The sequence below is a fragment of the Pseudomonas sp. C9 genome, from assembly GCF_002000165.1.
Lineage (GTDB): Bacteria > Pseudomonadota > Gammaproteobacteria > Pseudomonadales > Pseudomonadaceae > Aquipseudomonas.
In genome coordinates this window covers 454,586-480,711 of the sequence record NZ_MPAK01000002.1, presented here as the reverse complement: position 1 = coordinate 480,711, position 26,126 = coordinate 454,586, and the positions used below count along the sequence as shown (strand labels likewise).

The 26,126-nt window shown below is 59.6% G+C and carries 22 protein-coding genes and 1 pseudogene; 19 read left to right on the top strand and 4 right to left on the bottom strand.

Going from position 1 to position 26,126, the window contains the following annotated elements; translation table 11 throughout:
• Positions 1 to 50 precede the first annotated feature (50 nt).
• The gene (locus BMS17_RS29085) at positions 51 to 368 is read right to left on the bottom strand and encodes a hypothetical protein (RefSeq protein WP_077432408.1); all 318 of its coding nucleotides are present in this window, start codon (positions 366 to 368) and stop codon (positions 51 to 53) included.
• 394 nt (positions 369 to 762) lie between these two features.
• Here BMS17_RS29085 and BMS17_RS29080 point away from each other — a divergent pair, with 394 nt between their 5' ends.
• From BMS17_RS29080 to BMS17_RS29065, 4 genes and pseudogenes are all read left to right on the top strand, one after another.
• Positions 763 to 1,551 carry an ABC transporter ATP-binding protein gene (locus BMS17_RS29080; RefSeq protein WP_046033018.1) on the top strand — a complete coding sequence of 263 codons (789 nt, stop codon included), beginning with the start codon at positions 763 to 765 and terminating at the stop codon, positions 1,549 to 1,551.
• Positions 1,548 to 2,495: an ABC transporter substrate-binding protein gene (locus tag BMS17_RS29075; protein WP_077432407.1), complete on the top strand. Its 948-nt coding sequence runs from the start codon at positions 1,548 to 1,550 to the stop codon at positions 2,493 to 2,495. Before BMS17_RS29080 ends, BMS17_RS29075 begins: the two co-directional genes overlap by 4 nt.
• The gene (locus BMS17_RS29070) at positions 2,492 to 3,502 is read left to right on the top strand and encodes an iron ABC transporter permease (RefSeq protein WP_046033020.1); all 1,011 of its coding nucleotides are present in this window, start codon (positions 2,492 to 2,494) and stop codon (positions 3,500 to 3,502) included. The genes BMS17_RS29075 and BMS17_RS29070 overlap by 4 nt, the downstream gene beginning before the upstream one ends.
• Positions 3,503 to 3,553: 51 nt before the next feature.
• Positions 3,554 to 3,757, top strand: a pseudogene (locus BMS17_RS29065) (amino acid ABC transporter substrate-binding protein); the annotation flags it as partial.
• 39 nt (positions 3,758 to 3,796) lie between these two features.
• Here the strand turns inward: BMS17_RS29065 and BMS17_RS29060 are convergent.
• Entirely contained in the window at positions 3,797 to 4,642 is an 846-nt protein-coding gene (locus BMS17_RS29060; protein WP_077432406.1) for a hypothetical protein, read from the bottom strand.
• 1 nt (position 4,643) lies between these two features.
• Positions 4,644 to 5,414 carry a DUF2092 domain-containing protein gene (locus tag BMS17_RS29055; RefSeq protein WP_046033022.1) on the bottom strand — a complete coding sequence of 257 codons (771 nt, stop codon included), beginning with the start codon at positions 5,412 to 5,414 and terminating at the stop codon, positions 4,644 to 4,646.
• A 428-nt stretch (positions 5,415 to 5,842) separates the two neighbouring features.
• Here BMS17_RS29055 and BMS17_RS29050 point away from each other — a divergent pair, with 428 nt between their 5' ends.
• The 14 genes from BMS17_RS29050 to ureC all read left to right on the top strand — a co-directional run bounded on the left by BMS17_RS29050 (position 5,843) and on the right by ureC (position 18,536).
• Positions 5,843 to 6,412 (top strand): YSC84-related protein, encoded by a 570-nt coding sequence (locus BMS17_RS29050; RefSeq protein ID WP_077432405.1) that lies wholly within the window; start codon positions 5,843 to 5,845, stop codon positions 6,410 to 6,412.
• Positions 6,413 to 7,197: 785 nt separating this feature from the next.
• Positions 7,198 to 7,569, top strand: coding sequence for a DUF6124 family protein (locus BMS17_RS29045; protein WP_077432403.1), 372 nt, complete (start codon positions 7,198 to 7,200; stop codon positions 7,567 to 7,569).
• Between the two features lie 175 nt (positions 7,570 to 7,744).
• Positions 7,745 to 8,026 (top strand): hypothetical protein, encoded by a 282-nt coding sequence (locus tag BMS17_RS29040; RefSeq protein WP_077432401.1) that lies wholly within the window; start codon positions 7,745 to 7,747, stop codon positions 8,024 to 8,026.
• Between the two features lie 242 nt (positions 8,027 to 8,268).
• Positions 8,269 to 9,534, top strand: a complete 1,266-nt coding sequence (gene urtA / locus BMS17_RS29035; protein WP_046033026.1) for an urea ABC transporter substrate-binding protein — start codon at positions 8,269 to 8,271, stop codon at positions 9,532 to 9,534.
• A 127-nt stretch (positions 9,535 to 9,661) separates the two neighbouring features.
• Positions 9,662 to 11,161, top strand: a complete 1,500-nt coding sequence (gene urtB / locus BMS17_RS29030) for an urea ABC transporter permease subunit UrtB (protein ID WP_077432400.1) — start codon at positions 9,662 to 9,664, stop codon at positions 11,159 to 11,161.
• Positions 11,161 to 12,240, top strand: a complete 1,080-nt coding sequence (gene urtC / locus BMS17_RS29025) for an urea ABC transporter permease subunit UrtC (RefSeq protein ID WP_077432398.1) — start codon at positions 11,161 to 11,163, stop codon at positions 12,238 to 12,240. The genes urtB and urtC overlap by 1 nt, the downstream gene beginning before the upstream one ends.
• On the top strand, positions 12,237 to 13,106 hold the full coding sequence (gene urtD, locus BMS17_RS29020) for an urea ABC transporter ATP-binding protein UrtD (RefSeq protein ID WP_046033029.1): 870 nt from the start codon (positions 12,237 to 12,239) through the stop codon (positions 13,104 to 13,106). The genes urtC and urtD overlap by 4 nt, the downstream gene beginning before the upstream one ends.
• 139 nt (positions 13,107 to 13,245) lie before the next feature.
• The gene (gene urtE, locus BMS17_RS29015) at positions 13,246 to 13,944 is read left to right on the top strand and encodes an urea ABC transporter ATP-binding subunit UrtE (protein WP_046033030.1); all 699 of its coding nucleotides are present in this window, start codon (positions 13,246 to 13,248) and stop codon (positions 13,942 to 13,944) included.
• Positions 13,945 to 13,974: 30 nt separating this feature from the next.
• The gene (locus tag BMS17_RS29010) at positions 13,975 to 14,814 is read left to right on the top strand and encodes an urease accessory protein UreD (RefSeq protein WP_077432396.1); all 840 of its coding nucleotides are present in this window, start codon (positions 13,975 to 13,977) and stop codon (positions 14,812 to 14,814) included.
• A gap of 158 nt (positions 14,815 to 14,972) precedes the next feature.
• On the top strand, positions 14,973 to 15,275 hold the full coding sequence (gene ureA, locus BMS17_RS29005) for an urease subunit gamma (RefSeq protein ID WP_007907366.1): 303 nt from the start codon (positions 14,973 to 14,975) through the stop codon (positions 15,273 to 15,275).
• A 9-nt stretch (positions 15,276 to 15,284) separates the two neighbouring features.
• On the top strand, positions 15,285 to 15,818 hold the full coding sequence (locus BMS17_RS29000) for a GNAT family N-acetyltransferase (RefSeq protein WP_077432395.1): 534 nt from the start codon (positions 15,285 to 15,287) through the stop codon (positions 15,816 to 15,818).
• 6 nt (positions 15,819 to 15,824) lie between these two features.
• Positions 15,825 to 16,358 (top strand): GNAT family N-acetyltransferase, encoded by a 534-nt coding sequence (locus tag BMS17_RS28995; RefSeq protein ID WP_046033033.1) that lies wholly within the window; start codon positions 15,825 to 15,827, stop codon positions 16,356 to 16,358.
• Positions 16,358 to 16,666 (top strand): urease subunit beta, encoded by a 309-nt coding sequence (locus BMS17_RS28990; protein ID WP_046033034.1) that lies wholly within the window; start codon positions 16,358 to 16,360, stop codon positions 16,664 to 16,666. The genes BMS17_RS28995 and BMS17_RS28990 overlap by 1 nt, the downstream gene beginning before the upstream one ends.
• 169 nt (positions 16,667 to 16,835) lie before the next feature.
• A complete protein-coding gene (gene ureC, locus BMS17_RS28985) occupies positions 16,836 to 18,536 on the top strand; it encodes an urease subunit alpha (protein WP_046033035.1) in 1,701 nt (566 codons plus the stop codon).
• An 83-nt stretch (positions 18,537 to 18,619) separates the two neighbouring features.
• Here ureC and BMS17_RS28980 read toward each other — a convergent pair whose 3' ends face one another.
• Positions 18,620 to 24,673, bottom strand: a complete 6,054-nt coding sequence (locus BMS17_RS28980; RefSeq protein WP_139348158.1) for an NEL-type E3 ubiquitin ligase domain-containing protein — start codon at positions 24,671 to 24,673, stop codon at positions 18,620 to 18,622.
• 244 nt (positions 24,674 to 24,917) lie between these two features.
• Here BMS17_RS28980 and BMS17_RS28970 point away from each other — a divergent pair, with 244 nt between their 5' ends.
• Positions 24,918 to 26,045 (top strand): sensor histidine kinase KdpD, encoded by a 1,128-nt coding sequence (locus BMS17_RS28970; protein WP_046033038.1) that lies wholly within the window; start codon positions 24,918 to 24,920, stop codon positions 26,043 to 26,045.
• Positions 26,046 to 26,126: the final 81 nt, after the last annotated feature.

The following is a 26,126-nucleotide window of genomic DNA, read 5'->3' as shown; positions in this document are numbered from 1 at the left end:
ATGAGGAACAGGGGCTGGTGCTCGCTCTGGCCCCGTTCAAGTTACCCGCCTCAGCAAGGATCAACCTGAAGGTAGCCGTTGCAATTGTGGACACTACTCAATGCGTCCATGTCGATGTCCCGGGACAGATTGGGTACGCCACCACCGTACTGATTCTCGCAAGTAACGGTCATTCGACACTGGCCATTCTGCAGGTCGATGACCATCGGCACGACCTGATCTGGCGAGGTAGCATTTGAGTACTCCTTGCAGCTTTGGCTAACAGGATTCTGCTTCCAGGCGCTGATGCAGTCTTGTCCGGCAGTGGCCGCGGCAGCGCTCCATAGAACCAGCACACAGGCCAATGTTGTGATGGTGAAGATCGGCATGATCAGTATCTCTCTGCCCATGAAGAGATTTAACGCTAACGCTCGCGAGGACCACGGTCTACTGTCACAAATGACAGTCCGGCATAACTTTTGGCGATTGAATGAATCTCAAACCAGCAAACTGAATCGGTCTCATCTTCATCATGAAACAGGCGAGATGCGCGGATTAGAGAGGTCTGTAGACTCCCCGCGCTTATCTTGCGGTCATTTTTAGTGTTACTGTGTAACGCAAAATGACGCTCTGACCCTAAGACCCTAAGACCCCATCGCGAGCAAGCTCGGCTCCTACAGGAATTGCATGAACCCGTATCGCGATGGCGCTGCGTGACCCTGTAGGAGCCGAGCTTGCTCGCGATGGCGCCATCAGCAAAACCCAATATCTCCGAGCAAACGCATGACCTCGCTGAACCTCTCCCACCTTGCCTGGACACCCTTGGGCCACGGCCATTGTCATCACCAGTTCCAGCTGCGTGATGCCTCCTTGCACGTGGCCGCCGGTGAGTTCGTCGGGTTGATCGGCCCCAATGGCAGCGGCAAGACCAGCCTGCTGCGGTGTGCCTGGCGCTTCAGCAAACCCGAAAGCGGCGAGGTCAGGCTCGACCATCAAAACGTCTGGAAACAGTCCTCGCGCTGGTGCGCGCAACGCATCGCCGTGGTGCTGCAAGAATTCCCGGACGCGTTCGGCCTGACCGTCGACGAAGTTGTCGCCATGGGCCGCACGCCACACAAAGGCCTGTTCGATGGCGACACCCTGGATGACCGGAACCTCGTGACCCAGGCGCTGGAATCGGTAGGCCTAAAAGGCTTCGAAGACCACGCCTTCGCCACCCTCTCCGGCGGCGAAAAACAACGCGTGATCCTCGCCCGCGCCCTGGCCCAGCAACCGCAACTGCTGATCCTCGACGAGCCGACCAATCACCTCGACCCGCGCTATCAGCTCCAATTACTGCAATGGGTCAAACGCCTGCAAATCGGCACCCTGGCGAGCATCCACGACCTCAACCTGGCCGCCGCTTTCTGTGACCGGTTGTACGTGCTCAATCACGGCCGCATCGTCGCCAGCGGCACACCCCGGGAAGTGCTCACCGAGGCATTGCTGCGCAACGTCTTCGGCGTCAATGCCTTGATCGATGAACACCCCCTGCACGGCTACCCACGAATCACCTGGATAACCCAACCATGACTTTGCGTTCCCTGCTGTGCGCCGCCCTGTTGCTGGGCAGCGCCCAGGCATTGGCCGAGGCCACTCATTACCCGTTGACGATTCAAAGCTGCAATCGCGAAGTCACCTTCCAGCACGCGCCGAAACACGCGGTCAGCCACGACATCAACATGACCCAGATGATGCTCGCCCTCGGCCTCAAGCCGAGCATGGCCGGTTACAGCGGCGTGAGCGGCTGGAAGTCGGTCACCCCTGAAATGCAAAACATTCTCGACGGTTTGCCGGAGCTGGCGGCCAAGTACCCGTCGGTGGAAACCCTGCTCAACGCCAACGTCGATTTTTTCTTCGCCGGTTGGGATTACGGCATGCGCGTGGGCGGTGACCTGACGCCGCAAACCCTGCAACCGCTGGGCATCAACGTCTATGAACTGACCGAGTCCTGCGCATTCGTGATGAGGCGCCCCGCCGCCAGCCTGGAAGACACCTACAACGACCTGCGCAACCTCGGCAAAATCTTCGACGTGCAGGACCGCGCCAACGCCTTGATCGCGCAGATGCAGGCACAAGTCGACGAGGTGCGCCAGGACCTGCCGGCGGACAAACCGCGCGTGTTCCTTTACGACAGCGGTGAAGACCGCGCCATGACCTCCGGCCGCCTCGGCATGCCGCAAGCGCTGATCGATGCGGCGGGCGGGCGCAACGTGCTGGATGACGTCGACGCGAGCTGGACCCGGGTCAACTGGGAGAACGTGGTCGAGCGTAATCCCCAGGTGATCGTGATCGTCGACTACGGCGAAGTCACTGCCGAACAGAAGGTGCAATTCCTGCTCAACAATCAAGCGCTGCAATCGGTGGACGCGATCAAGCACCAGCGCTTCATCATCATTCCCTACGTGCAGGCGACGCCGGGCATCGACAACGTGTTGGCGGTCGCAAGCCTGGCCAAAGGTTTCCACGGCAAATGATCAACCATCGTTACACGTTGTTGCTGCTGGCCCTCGGCGCGTTGTTACTGGTGTCGTGCGTGGTGTCGCTGGGCTTCGGCCCGGCGCGGGTGCCGGTGGACGTGGTGTGGCGGATTTTGCTGCACAAGGCATTCGGTGTTGGCGACGTGAACTGGAGCGCCGGGCAGGAGCACATTGTGTGGTTGATCCGTGTGCCGCGCATGTTGCTCGGTGCGTTGGTCGGGGCCGGGTTGGCGTTGATTGGCGCGGTGTTGCAAGCGGTGACGCGCAATCCACTGGCCGACCCGCACCTGCTCGGCGTGACCTCGGGTGCCACCCTCGGCGCGGTGATTGTGGTGCTGCATGTCGGTGAAATCGTCGGCCTGCTGACCTTACCGATGGCCGCGTTTATCGGCGCGCTGGTGAGCATGTTGCTGGTGCTGATGATCGCCAACCGCAATGGGCGACTGGACAGTGACCGGTTGCTGCTGTGTGGTGTGGCGGTGTCGTTCGTGATGATGGCGATTGCCAACTTGCTGCTGTTTCTGGGCGATCACCGTGCCAGTTCCGCGGTGATGTTCTGGATGCTCGGCGGGCTCGGGCTGGCGCGTTGGGAATTACTGGCGGTGCCGGCGGCCAGTGTGTTGCTGGGGCTGGTATTGCTGTTGGGCATGGCCCGACCGTTGAATGCGTTGATGGCGGGCGAACAGACGGCGGTGACCCTGGGGCTCAATGCGCGCACCGTGCGGTTGCGGGTGTTTTTGATTGCATCACTGATGACCGGGGTGCTGGTGTCGATCAGCGGGTCCATCGGCTTTGTCGGGCTGATGGTGCCGCACATTGCGCGGCGCCTGGTCGGGGCCGAACACCGGCGATTGTTGCCGGTGTGCGTGTTGCTCGGCAGCGTGTTTCTGGTCTGGGTCGACGTCGCCGCCCGCACCCTGATCGCCCCCGAGGACTTGCCCATCGGCGTGGCCACGGCGGCGATTGGCGGGTTGTTCTTCATCGGTCTGATGCGCCGCCGTTGACGTTCAAAAGAACACCACTGAACTCTGTGGGAGCGAGCCTGCTCGCGAAGACGACGGCACATCAATCGGGGACTGGCCAACCAGACGTATGACTCCGTAGCGGGAGGCGTGACCGAGGAGTGGATCCGACAGCAGATGCGACTGCTGGGCGTGGTCGCCACCTTGATCACCGTCGACTCCACCACCGCAGGCCTCAAGCTGGCAGCCAAAGGCAAGGCCGATGCGATGCTCGCCGAGCGGATGACACTCAAGAACTTCCTCGACAACCAGTACCCCAACGGCCCGCGCTTTGCTTCAGGGCGCTGGAACCACAACGTAGTTCACGTTGCTCCCTTGATACTGTGGCTGATACCAGGTCGACCCGCACTGTAAATACGTCGTGTTGTTGCGCATGACCTGCGAGCAATCGTTGGGCATTTCGTCAGGCTCCATGATTGACCCGATAGCCGCTGCGGTGACCGCTACCGTAGCGCCTACCACTAATGCCGCCGCGAGCGGATTATCGAAGTCATCATCGTCGTCATAGTGGCCGTAACCATCCGCATTGACGTTGACGTTACGGTTGATGTTGCCATTGTTGACGTTGCGGTTGACGTTGCCATTGTTGACGTTGGCCCGGTTGCCCACGTTGTTCCCGGCAGCGGTGCGGTTGCCGGCATTCACATTATTGCCAGTACGGTTGGTCGCATTGAGGTTGTTCGCCGTATCGGCGCGGTTCTCGGCGTTGACGTTATTCCCCGCATTGGCACGGTTCTCAGCGTTAACGTTTTTCCCCGCATTGGCACGGTTCTCGGCGTTGACGTTATTCCCCGCATTGGCACGGTTCTCAGCGTTAACGTTTTTCCCCGCATTGGCACGGTTCTCGGCCTTGACGTTATTCCCCGCATTGGCGCGTTGACCCGTATTGGCTTTGTCCCCTGCGTTGGCGCGATTACTCGGTTTGGCAGTGTTCGCGCGTTGCTGTGGCGGATTGACCCGTTGAGCCCTTTGCGCGTTGGCTGGCGGTGGCCGGTTCACCGAAGTCTTGGCCTGCCCTTGAGCACGTTGTGGTCTGGCATCGGCCATGGGGATTGCACCGACGGTGAGTACCGATGCGGTTGCGAACGCAAACAACAGGTTCCACGCCAATGTGCGTTTCATGTCATTGCCCTCCCTGCTCAGCCACTTTTTTCAACGGAATAGCTGCATCGCCTTTACCCGGTTTGAAGGTGAACATTGACTCCTTCAACTGCGGTTTCAGATTCCAGCGATATACCGCGCTGTATTCCGGAAAACTGGGTGCATCGGTGGTGGTAATCACCAGCTTGCACGGTAGCGGTGTTTGCGAACGAGTGATCCACAGCTGCCAGTCGACGCCCTCCTGCCTGAATGCCAAATGGTCACACAGCTTGCCGTCGATCGTCGAAGGCCCAACGTAGGCCGCTTCCTTGAGTGCATCAATTTGCGACTGATCGCTGCCGAACAGGAACAGGTCCTCCATGGGCACTTGAATACCGTAATGTTCCTCGAACAGGTGCAGGGCTTCGGACAGTGTTGGCGGCGCGTCTACTGTTGTGTAGTACTTGAGGAACGGGGCGTATTGGGTCAGCTGCTTGCCGTTGTAGAACAGCTCCCGGTTGCGCACGTCGCCGTCTGCCTTAGCGTAAAACCGATTGTGGTCGAGGACTTTCAGCGTATTGGTGGATTGGGTTTTGATCTTCTGCCCAGACTCAAGAACCGAGTCCCGCGTCACTTCGGCGTCCACCTGAAACTTCGGCAAACTGCGCAGGTAATTGCCCATATCAATGAGCTTGTCGACAACACGTGTGTTGATTAGCGGGTTGCTCGGCGTCGCGGGCGGATCCTCTGCATGGGCCACGGATGCCAGGGCCACGGAGAACATCAGGCAGAAAACACGCGTGCTGGCTTTCATACATCCCACTCCTGGCTCGACGTTGATGTGAAACAACACCCTATTCACATGACTGCTGGCTGAGCCTAGTTCGCCATTGACCACAACGCCACTAAGGCGGGTCTCGTCGGTTTGCGGGTTTGAATGTTGTTTGGTGTTGGCCTCGTCACCGGCTCAACCCGCGCTGTCCGAGTGCCATCGGAGTCATCCCGGCATGGGGCGACAGCTGTTTACAGCGCTGAAAACCACCGGCACCTCAGTTTCGTTTACCGGTGTTTTTTTGCATCAAGCAATAAAAAGCCATCAGTCCACCGGATGTCCCTGTTATCAATTCGCATAGCATTTGACCAACCGCTTAATAGGATTACAGTCTAAGTGAAAGGTCGACCCCGTCGGTCTTTGAGCCGCAACGGCTGTCGCCATGCAGGTACAGAAACGGAGTATTGCTCATGATCAAATACCTTCGAATGATCGCAATGATTTCAATCTTCGCGATCGCTGCGGGCTGCCAAATGAATCAATCAACTTCCGCCTCTAGTGCGAAGGCTGCTAACGCGGAAATGGACCGCGACGCGAAGGCGGCGTTACAGAGTTTGTATACCAAAACGCCGCAAGCGCGCGCCCTCGCGCAGCGAGCCAAGGGTATCCTCGTTTTCCCTGATGTGCTGAAAGCGGGCCTCATCGCCGGCGCACATCATGGCGAAGGCGAATTGATCGAGAACGGAAAAGTCACGGGATACTACGCCACCACAGCAGCCTCATACGGCCTTCAGGCGGGCGTGCAGAGGTTTGGTTACGTGATGTTCTTCATGACCTATTCAGCGATGAACGATCTGAAAAATGTTAATGGATTTGAGGTCGGCGTGGGCCCAAGCATCGTGGTCGTAGATTCAGGCATGGCCAAGTCGATGACTACCTCAACGGCTCAGTCCGATGTCTATGCGTTCATCTTTGATCAAAAGGGCTTAATGGCCGGGCTGGGATTGCAGGGTTCAAAAATTACCAAGCTCAGTCGCTAACCAGCATGTCCTGCGTACCGGAGGGGCTTAGTTGAACTGACACCCCCTGTTTGCGCCAAGATGCGCTGTATCGATGAATGGTTTCGATCAAATAGTTGGGCGATCTGCTGGAGAGCAGTCGCCTTACTGCCAGTGATCCCACATCAGTTTTTTCTGGCTTTCGGTGTAATAGATCCGAGGTCTCTTTCATCTGCAACACGCCTTCTACTTACACAGCATTTAGTTGTGTTGCATCGACCTGCCGAATCCACAGTCCCTGGCTGCCCTTAGCGGAGGGCAGCAATGGGGCGTTCTCTGCCGGTCGTCACTACGGCGTGTGCTGGTCAAGTCGAATACAAACAATTGGTCAGCACGGATGCAATTGACCGGTCAGGGGCAAAGCAAATGGGTGGTCAAGTCCATGCCAATACACACAAGCCCGCTCCCGCAGGGGATTTGTAGTTCCGGGCTTGTTTATGTGTGTTTATTCGAATGCAAAAATACCAGACGTTTCCCACGGGTTTTTCAGGTTGTTCGTCGGACGTGAGCTGTCTAGTCTGGGGCTGTCACTGAAGACTCAGTGATCGGGTGTGAGAACCCGGCCAGGTTTCAATCTAACGCTAGCTCCACCATAATTGCCGCCAGCTTATCCGCTGCCGGCAATGACTATGGCGGCTGTGTGCGGGCGGACTTCGGTTCGGCCGGGTTGATTCCTACCGGTTTCTCACTCCGCACATAGCTGCCACCCCTTCGTCGCGTGAGAAACGACAAGTGATGGCTCCAATTGCTTCAAGGGAATCATTGCCATGAATAAGAAAATTGTTCCAGATCCACCCATCGACACCACCACCTCCGAACCCGAAACATCTCGCGACGAAGATCTGCTCAGAGACCGCGACGCCATCAAACGCGCCCTCGACTACTACCTCGATCCCCCGGCCCAATACACCGAAAAACCCCGCCGCCCCAGCACCATGTTCATGATCGCCCCAAACAACGACACCGAAAGCCTGTTGGTCAATGCCTGTGAGTCCCTGGCGTCCGCCAGTGTCATGGCCAGCGATTTCGCCGGCGACCTGATCGGCCCGCAACGCCACAAGGCGATGGCGATCCAGCAGATCATCATGCTCGCGGAACTGGCCGTGAACCGCGCGGTGGATAACGTCGTCCCCACCTGATACACCGCACAAAAAAATGTGGGAGCGAGCTTGCTCGCTCCCACAGGGGTTGATCGTCGCCCACAGATCCCGCGTCCGACACAAATCAAAATCACCGCGATGTTGAATATACTCGTTCCCACCCGGGCCCAACATTCCCTACACTGCCTGTCTCACGACTCTCAGGATGAGCCTCATGTTGAAAACTGTTTTCCTATCATTACTGGTATTCGGCTCCAGCGCTGCACTGGCCGGCACCACCGTCGATGTCTCGAATATTTACGGCAAGATCCAATTCGTCGACAGCTACCCGGACTACAAAGTGCAGGTGGTGAACTCCTATCCTGATCTGGAGGTGCAGACCGTCAACTCTTACGCGAACTCGCCGGGTGAGTGGGAAATCGTCGATAGCTACCCTGATTACAAAATACAGATCGTCGATTCATATCCCGACTTCACCATCCAGTACGTCAACTAATATCCCGGCCCTAACTGAGCCCTTCTGCATCACCGCTGCCGCCAAGCGGCAGCACCACAATGACGCATACCCTCGCACCACCGCCCCGCCCTCGTCCCTTCGTGGTGCGCCGTCACCACGCGCGACCGCTCTAAACCGACATTTCCCTGCCTTTCGCCGACCGGGCACAGCCCTTGCAAAACACCCTTCAGTAGTCCGCATCTGCCCACCAAGAAAATTCATAAGTTCATGGAGATCGCACAATGAAGCGTCGTAGCTTGATCAAGGCTTTCACACTCTCGGCATCCATTGCCGCGATGGGCATGACCTGGACCGTCCAGGCCGCCGAGACCATCAAGGTCGGTATTCTGCATTCGTTGTCCGGCACCATGGCGATCTCTGAAACATCGCTCAAAGACATGGCGTTGATGACCATCGACGAGATCAACGCCAAGGGCGGCGTGAACGGCAAGATGCTGGAGCCCGTGGTCGTGGACCCGGCGTCGAACTGGCCGCTGTTTGCCGAAAAGGGCCGGCAGTTGCTGACTCAAGACAAAGTGGCCGTGGTGTTTGGTTGCTGGACTTCCGTGTCGCGTAAATCGGTATTGCCGGTGTTCGAAGAACTCAACGGCTTGCTGTTCTACCCGGTGCAATACGAAGGCGAAGAGATGTCGCCGAACGTGTTCTACACCGGCGCCGCACCGAACCAGCAGGCGATCCCCGCCGTTGAATACCTGATGAGCGAAGAAGGCGGCAGCGCCAAGCGCTACTTCTTGCTGGGCACTGACTACGTCTACCCGCGCACCACCAACAAAATCCTGCGTTCGTTCCTGCACTCCAAAGGTGTGGCCGACAAGGACATCGAAGAGGTCTACACCCCGTTCGGCCACGCCGATTACCAGACCATCGTTGCCAACATCAAAAAATTCTCGGCCGGTGGCAAGACTGCCGTCATCTCGACCGTCAACGGCGACTCCAACGTGCCGTTCTATAAAGAGCTGGCCAACCAGGGCCTGAAAGCCACCGACGTGCCGGTCGTGGCGTTCTCGGTGGGTGAAGAAGAACTGCGCGGCATCGACACCAAGCCGTTGGTGGGCAACCTCGCGGCGTGGAACTACTTCGAGTCCGTCGAGAACCCGCAGAACAAAAAATTCGTCGCCGACTGGAAAGCCTACGCCAAGAAGCACAACCTGCCGGGCGCCGACAAAGCGGTGACCAACGACCCGATGGAAGCCACCTACGTCGGCATTCATATGTGGGCGCAAGCGGCTGAGAAAGCCAAGTCCACCGACGTCGACAAAGTCCGCGAAGCCCTCGCCGGCCAGACTTTTGCCGCGCCGTCCGGCTACACCCTGACCATGGACAAGACCAATCACCACCTGCACAAACCGGTGATGATCGGCGAGATACAGGCCGACGGTCAGTTCAACGTGGTGTGGCAGACCGAAGGGCCGATCCGCGCCCAGCCGTGGAGCCCGTTTATCGATGGCAACGACAAAAAGCCTGACTACGCGATGAAGAGCAACTGATTCCCGGGAATAAGCCCCTAACCCTGTAGGAGCCGAGCTTGCTCGCGATTGCGGTACGTCAGACACACCGCCATCGCGAGCAATCTCGGCTCCTACAGGGTCCATCGTCGCCTTTCAGGACGTAGCTATGTCCCTTTATCGCCTGCTTCTCACCATAACTTTTTTGCTGTTGCCGATGGTTTCCCACGCCAGCGACGCCGAAGACTTCGTCGCCGCCAACCCCGTGCAGCAAGCCAAACTGCTGGAAGCCTGGGCCGCGCAGCCCGATTCGGCCCGTGTCGAACTGATCAACGCCCTGCAACAAGGTGAGTTGACCGTCGACGGCCAAGCCAAAACCCTGCGCCTGAATAACCGCCTGCGGGGTCTGATCGACACCGCACTGGCCAGCCACCAATTGCTCGCCGCCGACGCCAAAACCCGTCTGACCGCTGCGCAACAATTGCAGAAAAGCGCCAAACCCGCGCAGCTGAAATTCCTCGATCAGCAACTGGCCGGCGAAAAGGACGAAAGCGTCCATGCCGCACTCAGCCTGGCGCTGGCCAACCTTCAACTGGTCGACACCGACCCGGCTGTACGCCTCGCCGCCATTCGGCTGCTGGGTGAAACCGGCGACCCGTTGGCCCGCACTCGCCTCGAAAGCCTGCTGGAACCGGGTGTCGAAGCCGACGCCACGGTGCGCACCGCCGCCGAAACCAGCCTCGCCCAAGTCAAACGCAAACTGCTGATCGGCGAGATGCTCGGTCAGGCGTTCAGCGGCATGTCCCTCGGTTCGATTTTGCTGCTCGCCGCCCTGGGCCTGGCGATCACCTTCGGCCTGCTCGGCGTGATCAACATGGCGCACGGCGAGATGCTGATGCTCGGCGCGTACTCGACGTACGTCGTGCAGATGCTGTTCCAGCGCTTCGCTCCGCAGGCCATCGAGTTCTACCCGCTGATTGCCTTGCCGGTGGCGTTTTTCGTCACCGCCGCCATCGGCATGGCGCTGGAGCGTACGGTGATTCGTCACCTCTACGGCCGCCCATTGGAAACGCTACTCGCCACGTGGGGCATCAGCCTGATGTTGATTCAACTGGTGCGCCTGGTGTTCGGTGCGCAGAACGTTGAAGTGGCCAACCCGGCGTGGTTGTCGGGCGGGATTCAAGTGCTGCCGAATCTGGTGCTGCCGTACAACCGCATCGTCATCATCGCCTTCGCGCTGTTTGTGGTGGTGCTGACCTGGCTGTTGTTGAACAAGACACGACTGGGCCTGAACGTGCGCGCCGTCACCCAGAATCGCAACATGGCCGCGTGCTGCGGCGTACCCACCGGGCGCGTGGACATGCTCGCCTTCGGCCTCGGCTCGGGCATTGCAGGCCTTGGTGGCGTGGCCCTCAGCCAGATCGGCAACGTCGGCCCGGACCTCGGCCAGAGCTACATCATCGACTCGTTCCTGGTGGTGGTGCTCGGCGGTGTCGGTCAGTTGGCCGGTAGCGTATTGGCCGCGTTCGGCCTGGGGATTGCCAACAAGATTCTCGAACCGCAAATCGGCGCCGTACTCGGCAAAATCCTCATCCTCGCGCTGATCATTTTGTTCATCCAGAAGCGTCCGCAAGGCCTCTTCGCACTGAAAGGACGGGTGATCGACTGATGAACCAGCCCCTGCTCGTTACTGCCACACAAAAAGCCGGCCCCACCGCCACGATTGCCGTCGGTGCGGTCGTCCTCGCTCTGCTGCTGGCGTTGCCGCTGCTGTCGTTGTTGCCGGCGGACAGCACATTTCACGTGTCGGCTTACACGCTGACGCTGGTGGGCAAAATCCTCTGCTACGCCATCGTCGCCCTCGCACTCGATCTGGTCTGGGGATACGCCGGACTGCTGTCCCTCGGCCACGGCCTGTTCTTCGCCCTCGGCGGTTACGCGATGGGCATGTACCTGATGCGCCAGGCCTCGGGCGATGGCTTGCCGGCGTTCATGACGTTCCTGTCGTGGACTGAATTGCCGTGGTACTGGACCGGCACCAGCAGCTTCCTCTGGGCGATGTGCCTGGTGGTGTTGGCCCCGGGGTTGCTGGCGTTGGTGTTCGGCTTCTTCGCCTTCCGCTCGCGGATCAAGGGCGTGTATTTCTCGATCATGACCCAAGCCCTGACCTTCGCCGGGATGCTGTTGTTCTTCCGCAACGAAACGGGGTTTGGCGGCAACAACGGCTTCACCAATTTCCGCACCATTCTCGGTTTCGGCATTACTGAACCGGGCACCCGCGCCGTGTTGTTTTTTGCCACGGTGGTGTTGCTGGTCGCCAGTTTGTTCATCGGCTGGCGCCTGGCGCAGAGCAAGTTCGGCCGGGTGCTGACGGCGCTGCGCGATGCGGAAAACCGCCTGATGTTCTGCGGCTACGACCCGCGCGGTTTCAAGCTGTTTGTGTGGGTGGTGAGCGCGGTGTTGTGTGGACTGGCCGGGGCGCTGTACGTGCCGCAGGTCGGGATCATCAACCCGAGTGAAATGTCGCCGACCAACTCCATCGAAGCGGCGGTGTGGGTCGCTTTGGGTGGTCGCGGAACCTTGATCGGCCCGCTGCTGGGCGCCGGCGTGGTCAACGGTATGAAGAGCTGGTTCACCGTGGCGTTCCCGGAATACTGGCTGTTTTTCCTCGGCGCGCTGTTCATCGTCGTGACCTTGTATCTGCCTAAAGGCGTGATCGGTCTGCTGAAGAAAAGGGGCGAACAATGAGAATCACACCGACGGCGGAATTCATGCTCGAACCTGCTTTTTTTCCTGTGGAACCGAATAAGGATGCCGGCACCAGCCGCGATTCCATTGGTCTTGGCCAACGCGTCGGTCCGGGCCTCGATACCCGCCACGGCACGATCCTGACCCTGGAAGACATCAGCGTCAGCTTCGACGGTTTTAAAGCGCTGAACGCTCTTAACCTGTACATCGGCGTCGGCGAACTGCGCTGCATCATCGGCCCCAACGGCGCGGGCAAGACCACGCTGATGGACGTGATCACCGGCAAGACCCGCCCGAGTCACGGCAAGGCCTGGTTTGGCGAAACCCTGGACCTGACGCAGATGAGCGAAGTGCAGATCGCCCAGGCCGGCATCGGGCGCAAGTTTCAGAAGCCAACGGTGTTCGAGGCTTTGAGCGTGTTCGAGAACCTGGAGCTGGCGCAGAAAACCGACAAGTCGGTGTGGGCCAGCCTGCGCGCGCGCCTGAGTGGCGAACAGAAAGATCGCATCACTGACGTGCTGGAAACCATTCGCCTGACCACGTCGGTCAATCGTCCGGCGGGTTTGTTGTCCCATGGTCAGAAGCAGTTTCTGGAAATCGGCATGCTGCTGATGCAAGACCCGCAACTGCTGCTGCTCGACGAACCGGTGGCGGGCATGACCGACGCCGAAACCGAATTCACCGCCGAGCTGTTCAAAAGCCTGGCCGGCAAGCATTCGCTGATGGTGGTGGAGCACGACATGGGTTTCGTCGGCTCGATTGCCGACCACGTCACCGTGTTGCACCAGGGCAGCGTGCTGGCCGAAGGGTCGCTGGAACAGGTGCAGGAGAACGAACGCGTCATCGAGGTTTATCTCGGTCGCTGATTCGGTGGGATTGCTTTATGTGGGAGCGAGCTTGCTCGCGATAGCGGTGTATCAGTCGACATCAATATTGAATGTACCGGCGCTATCGCGAGCAAGCTCGCTCCCACAGGGTTCTGTGTGAAACAGAAGGAATTCAGAAATGCTGCAAGTCGACAAGCTGCACCAGTATTACGGCGGTAGTCACATCCTGCGGGGCCTGACGTTTGAGGTGAAGGTGGGTGAAGTGACTTGCCTGCTCGGCCGCAACGGGGTGGGCAAGACCACGCTGCTCAAGTGCCTGATGGGTCTGCTGCCAGCCAAGGAAGGTGCGGTGAATTGGGAAGGCAAACCGATCACCTCCTTCAAGCCGCACCAACGCGTGCATGCCGGCATCGCCTACGTGCCGCAGGGCCGTGAAATCTTCGGCCGGCTGACCGTGGAAGAAAACCTGTTGATGGGGCTGTCGCGTTTTCCCGGCAGCGAAGCCAAGGAAGTCCCGGCGTTCATCTACGAGCTGTTCCCGGTGCTGCTGCAAATGAAACAGCGGCGCGGCGGCGACTTGTCCGGCGGGCAACAGCAGCAGCTGGCTATCGGCAGGGCCTTGGCCAGCCGCCCACGGTTGCTGATTCTCGACGAGCCCACCGAAGGCATCCAGCCGTCGGTGATCAAGGAGATTGGCGCGGTGATCAAGAAACTCGCGGCCCGCGGCGACATGGCGATTTTGCTGGTGGAGCAGTTTTACGATTTCGCCGCTGAACTGGCCGATCAATATTTGGTGATGTCCAGGGGTGAAATCGTGCAGCAAGGTCGCGGAGAAAATATGGAAGCCGAAGGTGTACGCGGTCTGGTAACGATCTAATCTGTAGCGTCCTAACGATAATTAAAAAATATGAACTTACCTGCCTCAACTGCCCTGTTTACCCCGAGCTGGCACGCCGAACTGGAGCTGGGTTACGCCCGATTCGGCGACAGCACGCGCCCGGTTCAGCGCCGCCACAAAGGCCCGCTGCGGGTGCAAAAGCACCTGTATGCCGAAGGTCCCGAGGTGTGCCAGCACATTATCGTTCATCCGCCGGGCGGGATTGCCGGCGGTGATCGGCTGGACATTTCGGCCAGTGTCGGCACCGATGCCTGGGCGCAAATCACCAGCCCCGGCGCGGCCAAGTGGTATCGCGCGGCGGGGGCCGCCTATCAGACGCTCGACTTGAAAGTAGGCGCTGGCGCGACACTGGAATGGTTGCCGCAAGAGACGATTATCTTCAGCGATGCACAGGCCGAACTCAGCACCTCGATTGACCTGCAAGGCGACGCCCGGTTGTTCTACTGGGACGTGGTGGCGCTGGGCCGTCCGGCCAGCGGCGAGCGTTTTGACCTTGGGCATTTCCAGGCACAGCTGGACATCCGTCGCAACGGCCAGTTGCTCTGGCACGAACGCCAGCGCATTGTCGGCAATGACGGCTTGCTGGATTCACCGATCGGGTTGGACGGGCAACCGGTGTTTGCGACGTTGTTGGTGACTGGTGAGATTGATAGCGAGTTGCTGGAAACCTGTCGTTCGCTGCCCAATGCCGTGCGCGGGGATTTGACCCAGTTGCCGGGGCTTTTGGTGGCTCGGTGCCTGGCCAGTGAAGCGCTGTTGGCGCGCGGCTGGTTGATTGATTTGTGGCGATTGCTCAGGCCAGCCTTGCTTGGCCGGGAAGCGGTCCCCCCAAGAATATGGAGCACCTGAAACACCATCCAAATGTGGGAGCGGGCCTGCTCGCGAATGCGGTGTGTCATTCAAATTGATGTTGGCTGACCCACCGCATTCGCGAGCAAGCCCGCTCCCACAGGGGTTTTGTGTTTACAGGCTCAAATACTTTTTATCTGCCCAGATGGATTCCAACGATGGACCTGACCCCACGCGAAAAAGACAAGCTGCTGATCTTCACCGCCGGCCTCGTGGCCGAGCGGCGTTTGGCGCGCGGCGTGAAACTCAATTACCCGGAAGCCATGGCCTACATCTCCGCGGCCCTGCTCGAAGGCGCCCGTGACGGCCAGACCGTGGCCGAGCTGATGCACTTCGGCACCACGCTGCTCAGCCGCGAACAAGTCATGGAAGGCATCCCGGAAATGATTCCGGAAATCCAGGTGGAAGCGACGTTCCCCGACGGCACCAAACTGGTCACCGTCCACCAACCCATCGCCTGAGGAGCCGCCATGACTTACCACATCCGCGATGCGGTGCACGCCGACCTGCCGGCGATCCGCGACATCTACAACGATGCCGTGCTCAACACCACGGCGATCTGGAACGAACAAGCCGTCGACCTGGGCAACCGTCAGGCCTGGTTCAGCGCCCGGCAAGTCCAGAATTACCCGATCCTGGTGGTCGTCGACGCTGAAAACAACGTGCTCGGCTACGCTTCCTTTGGTGACTGGCGGCCATTCGACGGCTTCCGCCACACCGTCGAGCACTCGGTTTATGTACGCAGCGACCAGCGTGGTAACGGCCTCGGTCCGCAGTTGATGAGCGTACTGATCGAGCGCGCCAAGGGCTGCGACAAACACGTGATGGTCGCGGCCATCGAAAGCGGTAACGCGGCGTCCATTCGCCTGCACGAACGCGCCGGTTTCATCACCACCGGGCAGATGCCCCAGGTGGGCACCAAGTTCGGTCGCTGGCTGGACCTGACCTTCATGCAACTGACCCTCAATCCTGGCGCGGAGCCGCCTGTCGCCAGCAAGGAGTAACGCCCGATGAACGCCGCCCAACTGCGACGCGTCAATGTTGAAAGCTTTGCGCACTACCGCCAGGGTTTGATTGATCTGCTGCTCGACGCCGTCGGTTATGGCGCCAGCGTCGGCTTCATGGCGAATCTGGATGCCACCCAGGCCCGCGCCTATTTCGATGACGTTCAGGAGAACCTGAACAAGGGCAACGTGCTGCTGTGGGTGGTGGTCAAGGACGAACAAGTGCAGGCCAGCGTGCAGCTGACCTTGTGTCAGAAAGCCAATGGCCTGAACCGCGCCGAAGTGCAAAAACTGCTGGTGCGTGAGCACGCGCGCCGTCGCGGCTTGGGTCAGCAATTGATGAGCGCGCTGGAGGCGGCGGCCTTGCAGCACAAGCGCGGCATGCTTTACCTCGACACCGAAGCGGGGTCGCCGGCGGAAGATTTCTACAAGGCGCTGGGTTACACCCGGGCGGGGGAAATCCCCGACTACGCCTGCGATCCGAGCGGGCGCTACAAACCCACCGCCCTCTACTACAAGATTCTCCAAGGAGCCCATTGATGATCCCCGGTGAATACCAGATCCAGTCCGGCGACATCGAACTCAACGCGGGTCGTCGCACCGTCAGTTTGAAAGTGGCCAACAGCGGCGACCGGCCGATCCAGGTCGGCTCGCATTACCACTTTTTCGAAACCAACGACGCCTTGACCTTCGACCGCGCCGCCAGCCGCGGCATGCGCCTGAACATCCCGGCCGGCACCGCCGTGCGCTTCGAACCGGGGCAGAGTCGCGACGTCGAACTGGTCGACCTGGCCGGGCATCGCCGGGTGTTCGGGTTTGCCGGGCGGATCATGGGTGACCTCGACTGATTTCTGCAGTGCGTCCAAAAAATCGCAGCCTCGCTTCGCTCGACAGCTCCTACAGGGACCGCGTGCGCACAGGCTGCGTGAACACCTGTAGGAGCTGTCGAGCGCAGCGAGGCTGCGATAGCGAGCTATGCGAGCGGTCTCAAAAACAATTGAATCCCAAGGCAAGCCCATGAAAATTTCTAAACAGGCCTACGCCGACATGTTCGGCCCCACCGTCGGCGACAAGGTCCGCCTGGCCGATACCGAACTGTGGATCGAGGTCGAAAAAGACTTCACCACCTACGGCGAAGAAGTGAAGTTCGGTGGCGGCAAAGTCATCCGTGACGGTCAGGGCCAGAGCCAACTGCTGGCCGCGGACGTCGTCGACACCGTGATCACCAACGCACTAATCATCGACCACTGGGGCATCGTCAAAGCCGACGTCGGCCTCAAGGACGGCCGCGTCGCGGGCATCGGCAAGGCCGGCAACCCGGACGTGCAACCCAACGTCACCATCGCCATCGGCGCCGGCACCGAAGTCATCGCCGGTGAAGGGATGATCCTCACCGCTGGCGGCATCGACACGCACATCCACTTCATCTGCCCGCAGCAGATCGAAGAAGCCCTGATGAGCGGCGTCACCACCATGATCGGCGGCGGCACCGGCCCGGCGACGGGCACCAACGCGACAACCTGCACCTCCGGGCCGTGGCACCTGGCGCGCATGCTTCAGGCCGCCGACGCGTTCCCGATGAACATCGGCCTCACCGGCAAGGGCAACGCCAGCCTGCCGGAACCGTTGATCGAACAGGTCAAGGCCGGCGCCATCGGCCTCAAGCTGCACGAAGACTGGGGCACGACCCCGGCGAGCATCGACAACTGCCTGAGCGTTGCCGACCAGTACGACGTCCAGGTGGCGATCCACACCGACACGCTCAACGAATCCGGTTTCGTCGAAACCACCCTCGCCGCGTTCAAGGGCCGCACCATCCACACCTATCACACCGAAGGCGCGGGTGGCGGACATGCCCCGGACATCATCAAGGCCTGCGGCTTTGCCAACGTGCTGCCGAGTTCGACCAACCCGACCCGGCCGTTCACCCGCAACACCATCGACGAACACCTCGACATGCTGATGGTCTGCCACCACCTGGACCCGAGCATTGCCGAAGACGTGGCCTTCGCCGAAAGCCGCATCCGTCGCGAAACGATTGCCGCCGAAGACATCCTCCACGACCTCGGTGCGTTCTCGATGATCAGCTCCGACAGCCAGGCCATGGGCCGCGTTGGCGAAGTCATCACGCGCACCTGGCAGACCGCCGACAAGATGAAAAAGCAACGTGGCCCGTTGCCCGGTGATGGCGAGGGCAACGACAACTTCCGCGCCAAACGCTACATCGCCAAGTACACCATCAACCCGGCGATCACCCATGGCATCAGCCATGAAGTGGGCTCGGTCGAAGTGGGTAAATGGGCCGACCTGGTGCTGTGGCGCCCGGCGTTTTTCGGGGTCAAGCCGACGCTGATCCTCAAGGGCGGCGCCATCGCGGCCAGCCTGATGGGCGATGCCAATGCCTCGATCCCGACACCGCAACCGGTGCACTACCGTCCAATGTTCGCCAGTTATGGCGGCTCGCTGCACGCTACCAGCCTGACCTTCATCAGCCAGGCCGCTTCGGACGCCGGGTTGCCCGAAGCCTTGGGCCTGAAGAAGAAAATCGCCGTGGTCAAAGGCTGTCGCGAGGTGCAGAAAACCGACCTGATCCACAACGACTATCTGCCGAACATTGATGTCGATCCGCAGACGTATCAGGTCAAGGCCGACGGCGTTTTGCTGTGGTGCGAACCCGCCGATGTGCTGCCGATGGCCCAGCGGTATTTCCTGTTCTGATGAGTTGAGCCGCACAAAAAAGGCCTGGATGCTCGCGCAGATCCAGGCCTTTCTTTTTATGGTTTGTCAGACATTACTGTCCGTCAGTACGGGTGTTTGGCCAACGCCTCACGAGTGAATTGCTCGATCAGTGCAGCCTCTTCAATTTGCAGTTGAGCACCCAGGTCTTCGGACTGCGTCTTGTATTGCGCCTCGGACAGCAGGCCCTTCTGCTGGCTTTCACGCAGACTGGCCAGGCGGTCCTGATAGGGTTCACGCTGCGCTTCGAATTGCGGCCGGTAGGTGTTGGTCACGTAGTCTTTCCAGAAATCTTTCGCCACCAGTGACTGGAATTCCGCGGCAGAGTCATTGAGTTTGACGACGCTATCGTAGGCCTTGTTCAGCATTGTTGGCGTGACGTTACCCAAGCCAATGAACCTGACTTGGCGAGGTTGCCCTGGCAGATCGAGCCGGTCCTTGAGACCAAACCGGTAGGCCAGTTTTATTTCGACATCTTCCAGCCGGTCGATCAGATCGGTTTTTTGCGCCGCCGACAGATCCCTCCTGGCATTGATCGCAGCGACTCGTTTGTTGATATCGGCCAGGGCGATTTTTTCGACCTCGTCCAGGCGGAACAAGCCTCTGGACAGTTTCAGCAGGGCCGCGCCCTGCTCGGCGTCCAGTGCCAGCGTGCGGGCCCGGTAGACCAGCGCCATGATCTCCAGATTACTGAATGACAATGCCGCACGATCACAACAGGCCGGTCTTCCTGCCCACTCGAACATCTCCCCTCGCAGGGCTTCGGACTCGGGGCTGCCTTCGGTGATGGTGTCGATGACGTCCCAGACGCGACGTTGCAGGTCGGCGTGACCGGCACCGGCAGCTTCGAGGTCGTTGAGCACCTGGAAAAAGCCATTGGCGCCCTCTTGTGCGGACAGGGCCTGCCACTGTAATTGCCGGGGCACAACCTGGTCAGGGGGCAGGTCCGTGACCCAGCGCTGCACGCCCGATTGTCGTTGGGCGATTCCGAGCCTGACCCGTTCAGTAGGCATGGCCGGGGCTTGATACTCGAAGAAACCCGGTCGCCTGAGCCCCCACACATCCGGACGCTCTTGCTCAAGGCGACTCCAGTAAGCGCTCAGCTGTTGTTGCGCGGCCTCGGACAACGGGTTGCCGCTGATAATCGTGAAATTGTTGCGGCGGGCCACATGTTCCAGGCGTTCGGCGGGAGGCGCGATAACGGAATCCGGCAACGTCGTGATCTGGTTGTTACGCAAATCGATGACATCCAGCAGAGGTTGCGCATCCAGCCCTTGCGGCCAGGTATCAATGCCGATGGTGTTCAGCTGGAGCGAACGCATATCTGCAATCTGAGAGAAGTCCGGCGTCATACCCAACGGGTTCTGAGACAGGTTCATCGCCCGCAGCGTCGTGCGTCGAGCCAGTATCCCGGCCGTTTCAGCCGTCAGGCGAATGCGGTTGCGTTGCAGAAACAGACGCGTCAGGCCGTTCATTTCGTCCAGCGCTGGCGGTATGGCGGTCAGTTGGTTGTTCGACATATCCAGCCAGCGCACGCCCCTGAAATGCGCCAGAAATCCCTCTGGTGAAACACTCAGCCCCATGCCGCTGAGCTTGAGCGAACCCACATGGCTGAAGTCGGCTTCCAGATCCGGCACGCTGTCGAGTGTCTGGCCACTTAAATCGAGCTCAAACCCGATCGGGCTGCCGTCGACGGCATTTCTTTGCGGAGCTTGGCGTCGCCAGCATTCGCGAATGCGGTCAGCGGCGGTGTATCGCTCTCCCCGCTCCGATACCCCCTCCGAAATCTGGCCCGCCCGAACGTAGCGTTGACGCGCGCCGCCACCCGAAAAAGCCCACGCCGACAATTGCCGATTCAGCGACTCATACTCGCGTTCAAGGCGTTCAAGCTCCACTTCGACCCCGCTCCCATGGGTTTGCAGGAATTCGGCCACTTCAAACTCGTCGAAGGCCGGGTAGAGGTAGCGAACCCGGGTGCTCAACGTGTCCTGCCCCTTGAACGCCCCCGGCAGACTTCCTTCCAGCAGGTCGGGCCTGATCGCTTGCAGTCGCTCTCGGTAATCCATCAGCCGCTGCCTGCCCTGACGGGTAAACGGATTACCCTCCAGAAGCGTGACCCGATTGACCCTGGCGTTCGATTCGAGCTGATCAGCCTCCGTAGAGAGCAATGCCTGAGGTACTTCGGTCAGCGCGTTATCGCGCAAGTCCAGCAATTGCAGATCAGGAAGACGATCGGTGCCGAGTGGCCACTCGTCTATGCCCGTGCCGCTGAGGTTGATTTTTTTCAGTCGAGTCATCGCGCTGAAGTCCGGCGTGATCCCCAACGGAGTATTCAGCAAGTTGAGTTCCTCAAGGGCACTCAACTTTTCGAGCAATGCGCCATTGTGAGCGTTAAACCCGATACGACTGCCCCGCAGGCTCAGGCAAGTCAGGGTCTGCATATCGGCGAATGCCTCAGGCACCTGACTCAGCCGGGACATCCCCTCCAGGCTGAGCGTTTTTAACCCGGTGAAACACTTCAGGAAGGCATTGAGATTGCGTACGCCCGACCACGTCAGCGCCAATGTCTGGACATGGCTGAACTGTGCACTGAGCACTGGCAGCTCAACGGGCGAATCTATGCTCAGCTCCGAGCCGCTCTGCCGGCGCCAGCAGCGCTTGAGGCTGTCGGCTATCTGACGTTCGCGCGCGCCCGGAATTTGCCCCGCGACAACCTGGCTGCTTTCGGCGGTGACGCGGCCTTGCACCCAGGAATTCAACTCGTTTTTGAGCGTCGTGTACTCGGCTTCGGTGCGGGTCAATCCGCCGCGTACATCGTCACCCAATGAATGCAGGAACCCTTCAACCTCGGCTTCGCTGAAGTCGGGATACAGCTTGAGTACCCGTGCGCGCGGCGTTCGGAAAAAATTCGCTACCTGTTGGCCCGCGGGCAGTGAAGGGCCAACACCACCGAGCAGTTTCATGCCTGGCTCGAGGCTGGGCTTGAGCACTCGATGCCGCTGCAGTACGGCCCGGAACACCCCTCGCGACAGCGGCCGCTGTTGCACCGTTTGCTTCATTCGCTCGGCCTCTTCGAGTGTGAAGCCCATCGCCTGGTGTTCCCCGAACGTCAGTGCTTGCAGGACGGATGAATAGAGACTGGAGGACGATGCCCCGGTGAATCCCGAGTTTTCATCCACCACCAGCACCGCACGCGCCGGGGTCTGCGACGGGCCGATCGCCTCCAGCAATTTGCCTTGCGGCCCGTATTCGCGCAGTTCCAGGCGCACATCCTTCGGCCAGCCTGGCAACGTTTCAAGACTGCGCAGGGCCAGGCGTTCGCTGTCGATACCCGATGAGTTCTCCAGATAGAGCCCTTCGTAGGCGTGGGTCAGCCGTCGTTCCTGGCGGGCCCATTCGGCCTGCTCGTAAACGCGCTGGGGCAATAGCCCGGATTTACCCAGTGCCAACCGTTCCGATTGTGTCGCGCCTGCCAGAATTTGCTCCACCACCACGCTGGGCAGCGAAGGGAAAAATACCTTGATTCGGCCTACGGCACCGTCGGTACCGCCGTCCTGTTCCCGGTACAAGGATTCGAACAATGAGCGCTGCCTGTTCGTTACGGTTCGAGCGATCTCCTTGCGCAACTCTGTGGCGCGTTGCTCCAGTGTCATATCCGATGTACCCGGCACCCTGTCAATATTGACCTCGCGTGCCCGATACATTTCCAGCAGTGACTTGAGCATCGTGCCGTTGGCGGCGTCCTGATCACTCATGACGAACGTCGCCCCGGAGGACTGATTGCCGACGGCTTCGGGATCTTTCCAGATGAGCTTCGCCTTGCTGTCCAGAACATTGATCGCAGGATTGGCCGGCAACAGTTCCTGGCTGCGCATGAGCCTGAACTGCATGGACACATCAGCGTTGGCGTAGACCTGCGGATCAAGGCTGCTGATCTGTGCCTTGAAGGTGTCGAGGTCCCGGTTGAGTCGAAACCGGGTCAGGGTGTCGGTCAACTGCGCCGCGGGTGGCTGTTGGTCAACATGCAGCTGCCGCAACTGGTCGGGTTCCATGCCGCTGGCAATTCGTACCTGTTCCAGCTCGGCATCGGTGAACGCATCGGTGCGATAGCCCAACCTGCGCATCAGGATCGGCCCGTCCCAACTCAAGGGTTCTTCACCCTCGTGGCTCCAGGCACCCGCACCGTTGTGCTCCAGTTTCGGTGCATAAGCCTCTGGACGGGTCGGATGCTGGATACGGTGCTCCCCGCTGGCCGGGTCTTGTCTGACGACATAATCATTGTTGTCCAGCGTCAGGATGTCCTGACCGTTGAAACGGTGCAGCCCCAGCTCATTGGGCGGTGAGTCCGCCGGCAGCCGGACCGCGCTTTTGTACGGTTCGATATCCGGTTTCCACAGGCGCTGCTTGCCTGTCGGTAGCGTGACGGGTTTCAAGGCCTCGATCACGGGTTCGGGTTTGACAGCCCTCAGCCCGGCGACGCCCTTGCCCACGCCATGCATGACGGCAATCAGTGCCAGGTTTTCCGCAACATCGACCAGGTGTGACAGTGCCGCCCTTCGATCCCCCTCGCTCCATTCGATCGCGCCTTCGAATGCCTCGTTCAAAAGCTGACCGGCCATGACACCGATCATGATTTCACCCAGCACCGGCACGAACATCGAGACACCATTGAGCACCAGCATCCCGACACTCATTAACACGGCGATTTTCTGCGCGCGAACCTTCGCATCCACATCCGCCGTGGGCACCGCATGGGCCCGGGCATCCTTGATGATCTTATCGAGGCTCTTCTCAAACAGATGCGCCCAAAGGTCGGGGTTCGGCGCCCAAAGCCCATGGTCGCTGAAGCTTGAGGTGCTCACGTACGGATCGTCGACCGGCTCCAGTTTTGGCGGCTGCTCAGGTGGCAGCTCCTGGGGTGTGACCAGCGCCGAAAACGGGTTGACGGCTTCAAACACTTTCGCCCCGGGGGAGCGCAGCAAGGCGAACGGGTCCGAAGGCGAGTCCGCCGCGGCACGGGTGAACTGGCTGAAATAATAGGGATGATCGGCATAGGCCACAAACTGACTGAAAAAGCGTTGGTACGCCGTCGGGCGGCCATCTGCGGGTTTCGCAGGCTCCCTGGCGGTGAACTGGCGCTTGAGCTCCTCGTCCATCGCCTGCCCCTTGTAGCGCTTGAACGGGTGCTGCGGATCATTGGGAACGTAAAGAATGATCTCGTCGGAGTAACGATACTTTTCGCCAATAAGAAACAGCACACAGCCCGTCAATCTTTTTTTCATCAGGCCCAGGTCACGAAACCAGACCGGCTTGCCATCGACCTTGGGATTCATCTCCCCGCCGATCACCGACAGAATCATCGCGTAGTCGTTCGGCTCGATGTCTTTTTGCAACAAGGCCTGCTCGGCCGCCGCGCGCATTGCAGCTTTTTGACTGACTACAAACCGGTGACGCAGCATGGCCACCGCAACCGGATTCGCCGGTCGCAAAAAGTCCTTGAGGTAAACCTGATACTGCGCACCGATGTCCAGCTCCCGGCACAGGTTCAGAAGTTGCACCACGGTCAACGCGGTGTTCACTTTGCTGAATTGACCCGGTGCCGATTCAACAACGAAGCCCGAAGAGGAATGAAAGTGACCGATCGCGCACTCGTCCTCCTCGAAGTTGTGCAATACGGCTTGCAGCAGCGGCAGTTTCAACACGTCGAAGGTACTGACCTCGACTTCAAAAACCCCCAACGCCAGAGGCTTTTTAAGCTGCACAAATGTTTTGTTGACGTCCAGGTCCACGGCGAATCGATCCCTGAGTGCCTTGACCAGCAAGGGCGCTGCAAAAGCATCGATGTCCTGCAGGCGCGCCATGGTTTTATCCAGCAGGGTCTGGGACGCCAGGCTGGCCTCATAGCTTTTGTTTATGGACTGGCGCTGCGCCGCAGATGCCGTCAGATACCAGTCGGCAAGCCTGAACGGGGCCTGTTTGATGGCCTCTCGCCGTTCGGGCAAGGCATCCACCAGCCAGGCCGGGATGGACCCGGCAATGAATTCGGCGTGAACACCGGGTTGATCGGCGGCGGTCAATGGCGCTGCCGTTTCTTGGGGAGACGCGTTTGGGTTTCGCAAGGTACATATCCTTATGTACGACTTATTTGGACCCTCAGCTTATTCACCCCCGGCTAAAACAAAAACTCAGTAAAACTGCTGAAAAATCGCCATAAAACCACAAACAGCATTCAACTTAAGAACCTGAAAAATAATTAAATACCACCCGCCCCCACGCAACACCTGATCCGGATTCCCGGCGGTAGTGTTTACCCCACCGCTAAAGAGGCTAAGATCCCCTGACATTCCTGGCAGGACACCGGACATGCGCCTCCCCGAATTCATCAGGCAAAACGTGGACCGCATCGTCGATGAATGGGAGCAGTTCGCCAGCACGATTACCCCGGCTGCCGACCACATGGACAGCATCACCCTGCGCGATCACGCCAAAGCGATTCTGCTGGCGGCCGCTCGGGACATGACCACGACGCAAACCGCCACCGAACAGGTCGCGAAGGCGAAGGGTGAAGGCGCGGAAAAAACCCCGAGTCTCGATGAGGCCGGCGCCAGCCATGGCGAGCTGCGCCATACCGTAGGGTTTGATCTGGTGCAGATGACCAGTGAGTTTCGCCATTTGCGCGCCTGTGTGATTCGGTTGTGGGTCAACAACCTGGATTCGCCGGACCTGGCCTACTTCCAGGACATGATCCGCTTCAATGAAGCCATCGACGAAGCGCTTGCCGAGTCGACTGCAGCCTATGCCGAACAGGTCAATCACTCGCGCGATCTTTTTCTGGCGATACTCGGCCATGACCTGCGCGCCCCCTTGCAAGCCGTGACCATGTCCACCGAGTTACTGCTGCGCAAAACCAGGCTGGAGGGCGACGCACAGGCCTGCGCGATCAATATCAAGCGCGGTGCACGGCACATGGCGGTGATGGTCAGCGATTTACTGGAACTGGTTCGCAGTCGCCTGGGTAAAAGCCTGCCGATTGAACCCAAGCCGATGAACCTGGCCGATGCCGTGCAGGAAGCCATCACTCAGGCGTGCGTCGGGAACCCGGAATGTGATCCGACCTTAAGGGTCGAGGGCGATACGCAAGGCGTTTGGGATGGCGCAAGGCTTGATCAGCTATTACAGAACCTGATTGGCAATGCGTTGCAGCACGGGGCGAATAAACGGGATGTGACCGTCGTCCTCAGTGGCGAGCCCGATGCGGTTCGCCTGACGGTGCATAACTTTGGCGTGCCTATTCCCGAAGAGGCGATCGGCACAATCTTCGATCCACTGGTGCGCAGCGCCGATGAAGAACTCGGCCAGCCGTCGACCAGCCTGGGATTGGGTTTGTTTATCGTCAAGGAGGTAGTTGACGCGCACGGCGGGATGATCGAGGTCAGCTCGAATGAGACGGATGGGACGCTGTTTACGGTGATGTTGCCTCGTAGGCGGTAGATCTGGAAACCGCGTTATCGTTCTTCGCGAGCAAGCCCGCTCCCACATTCGACCGAGTTCTTCCAGTTGGAATGCAGTCGA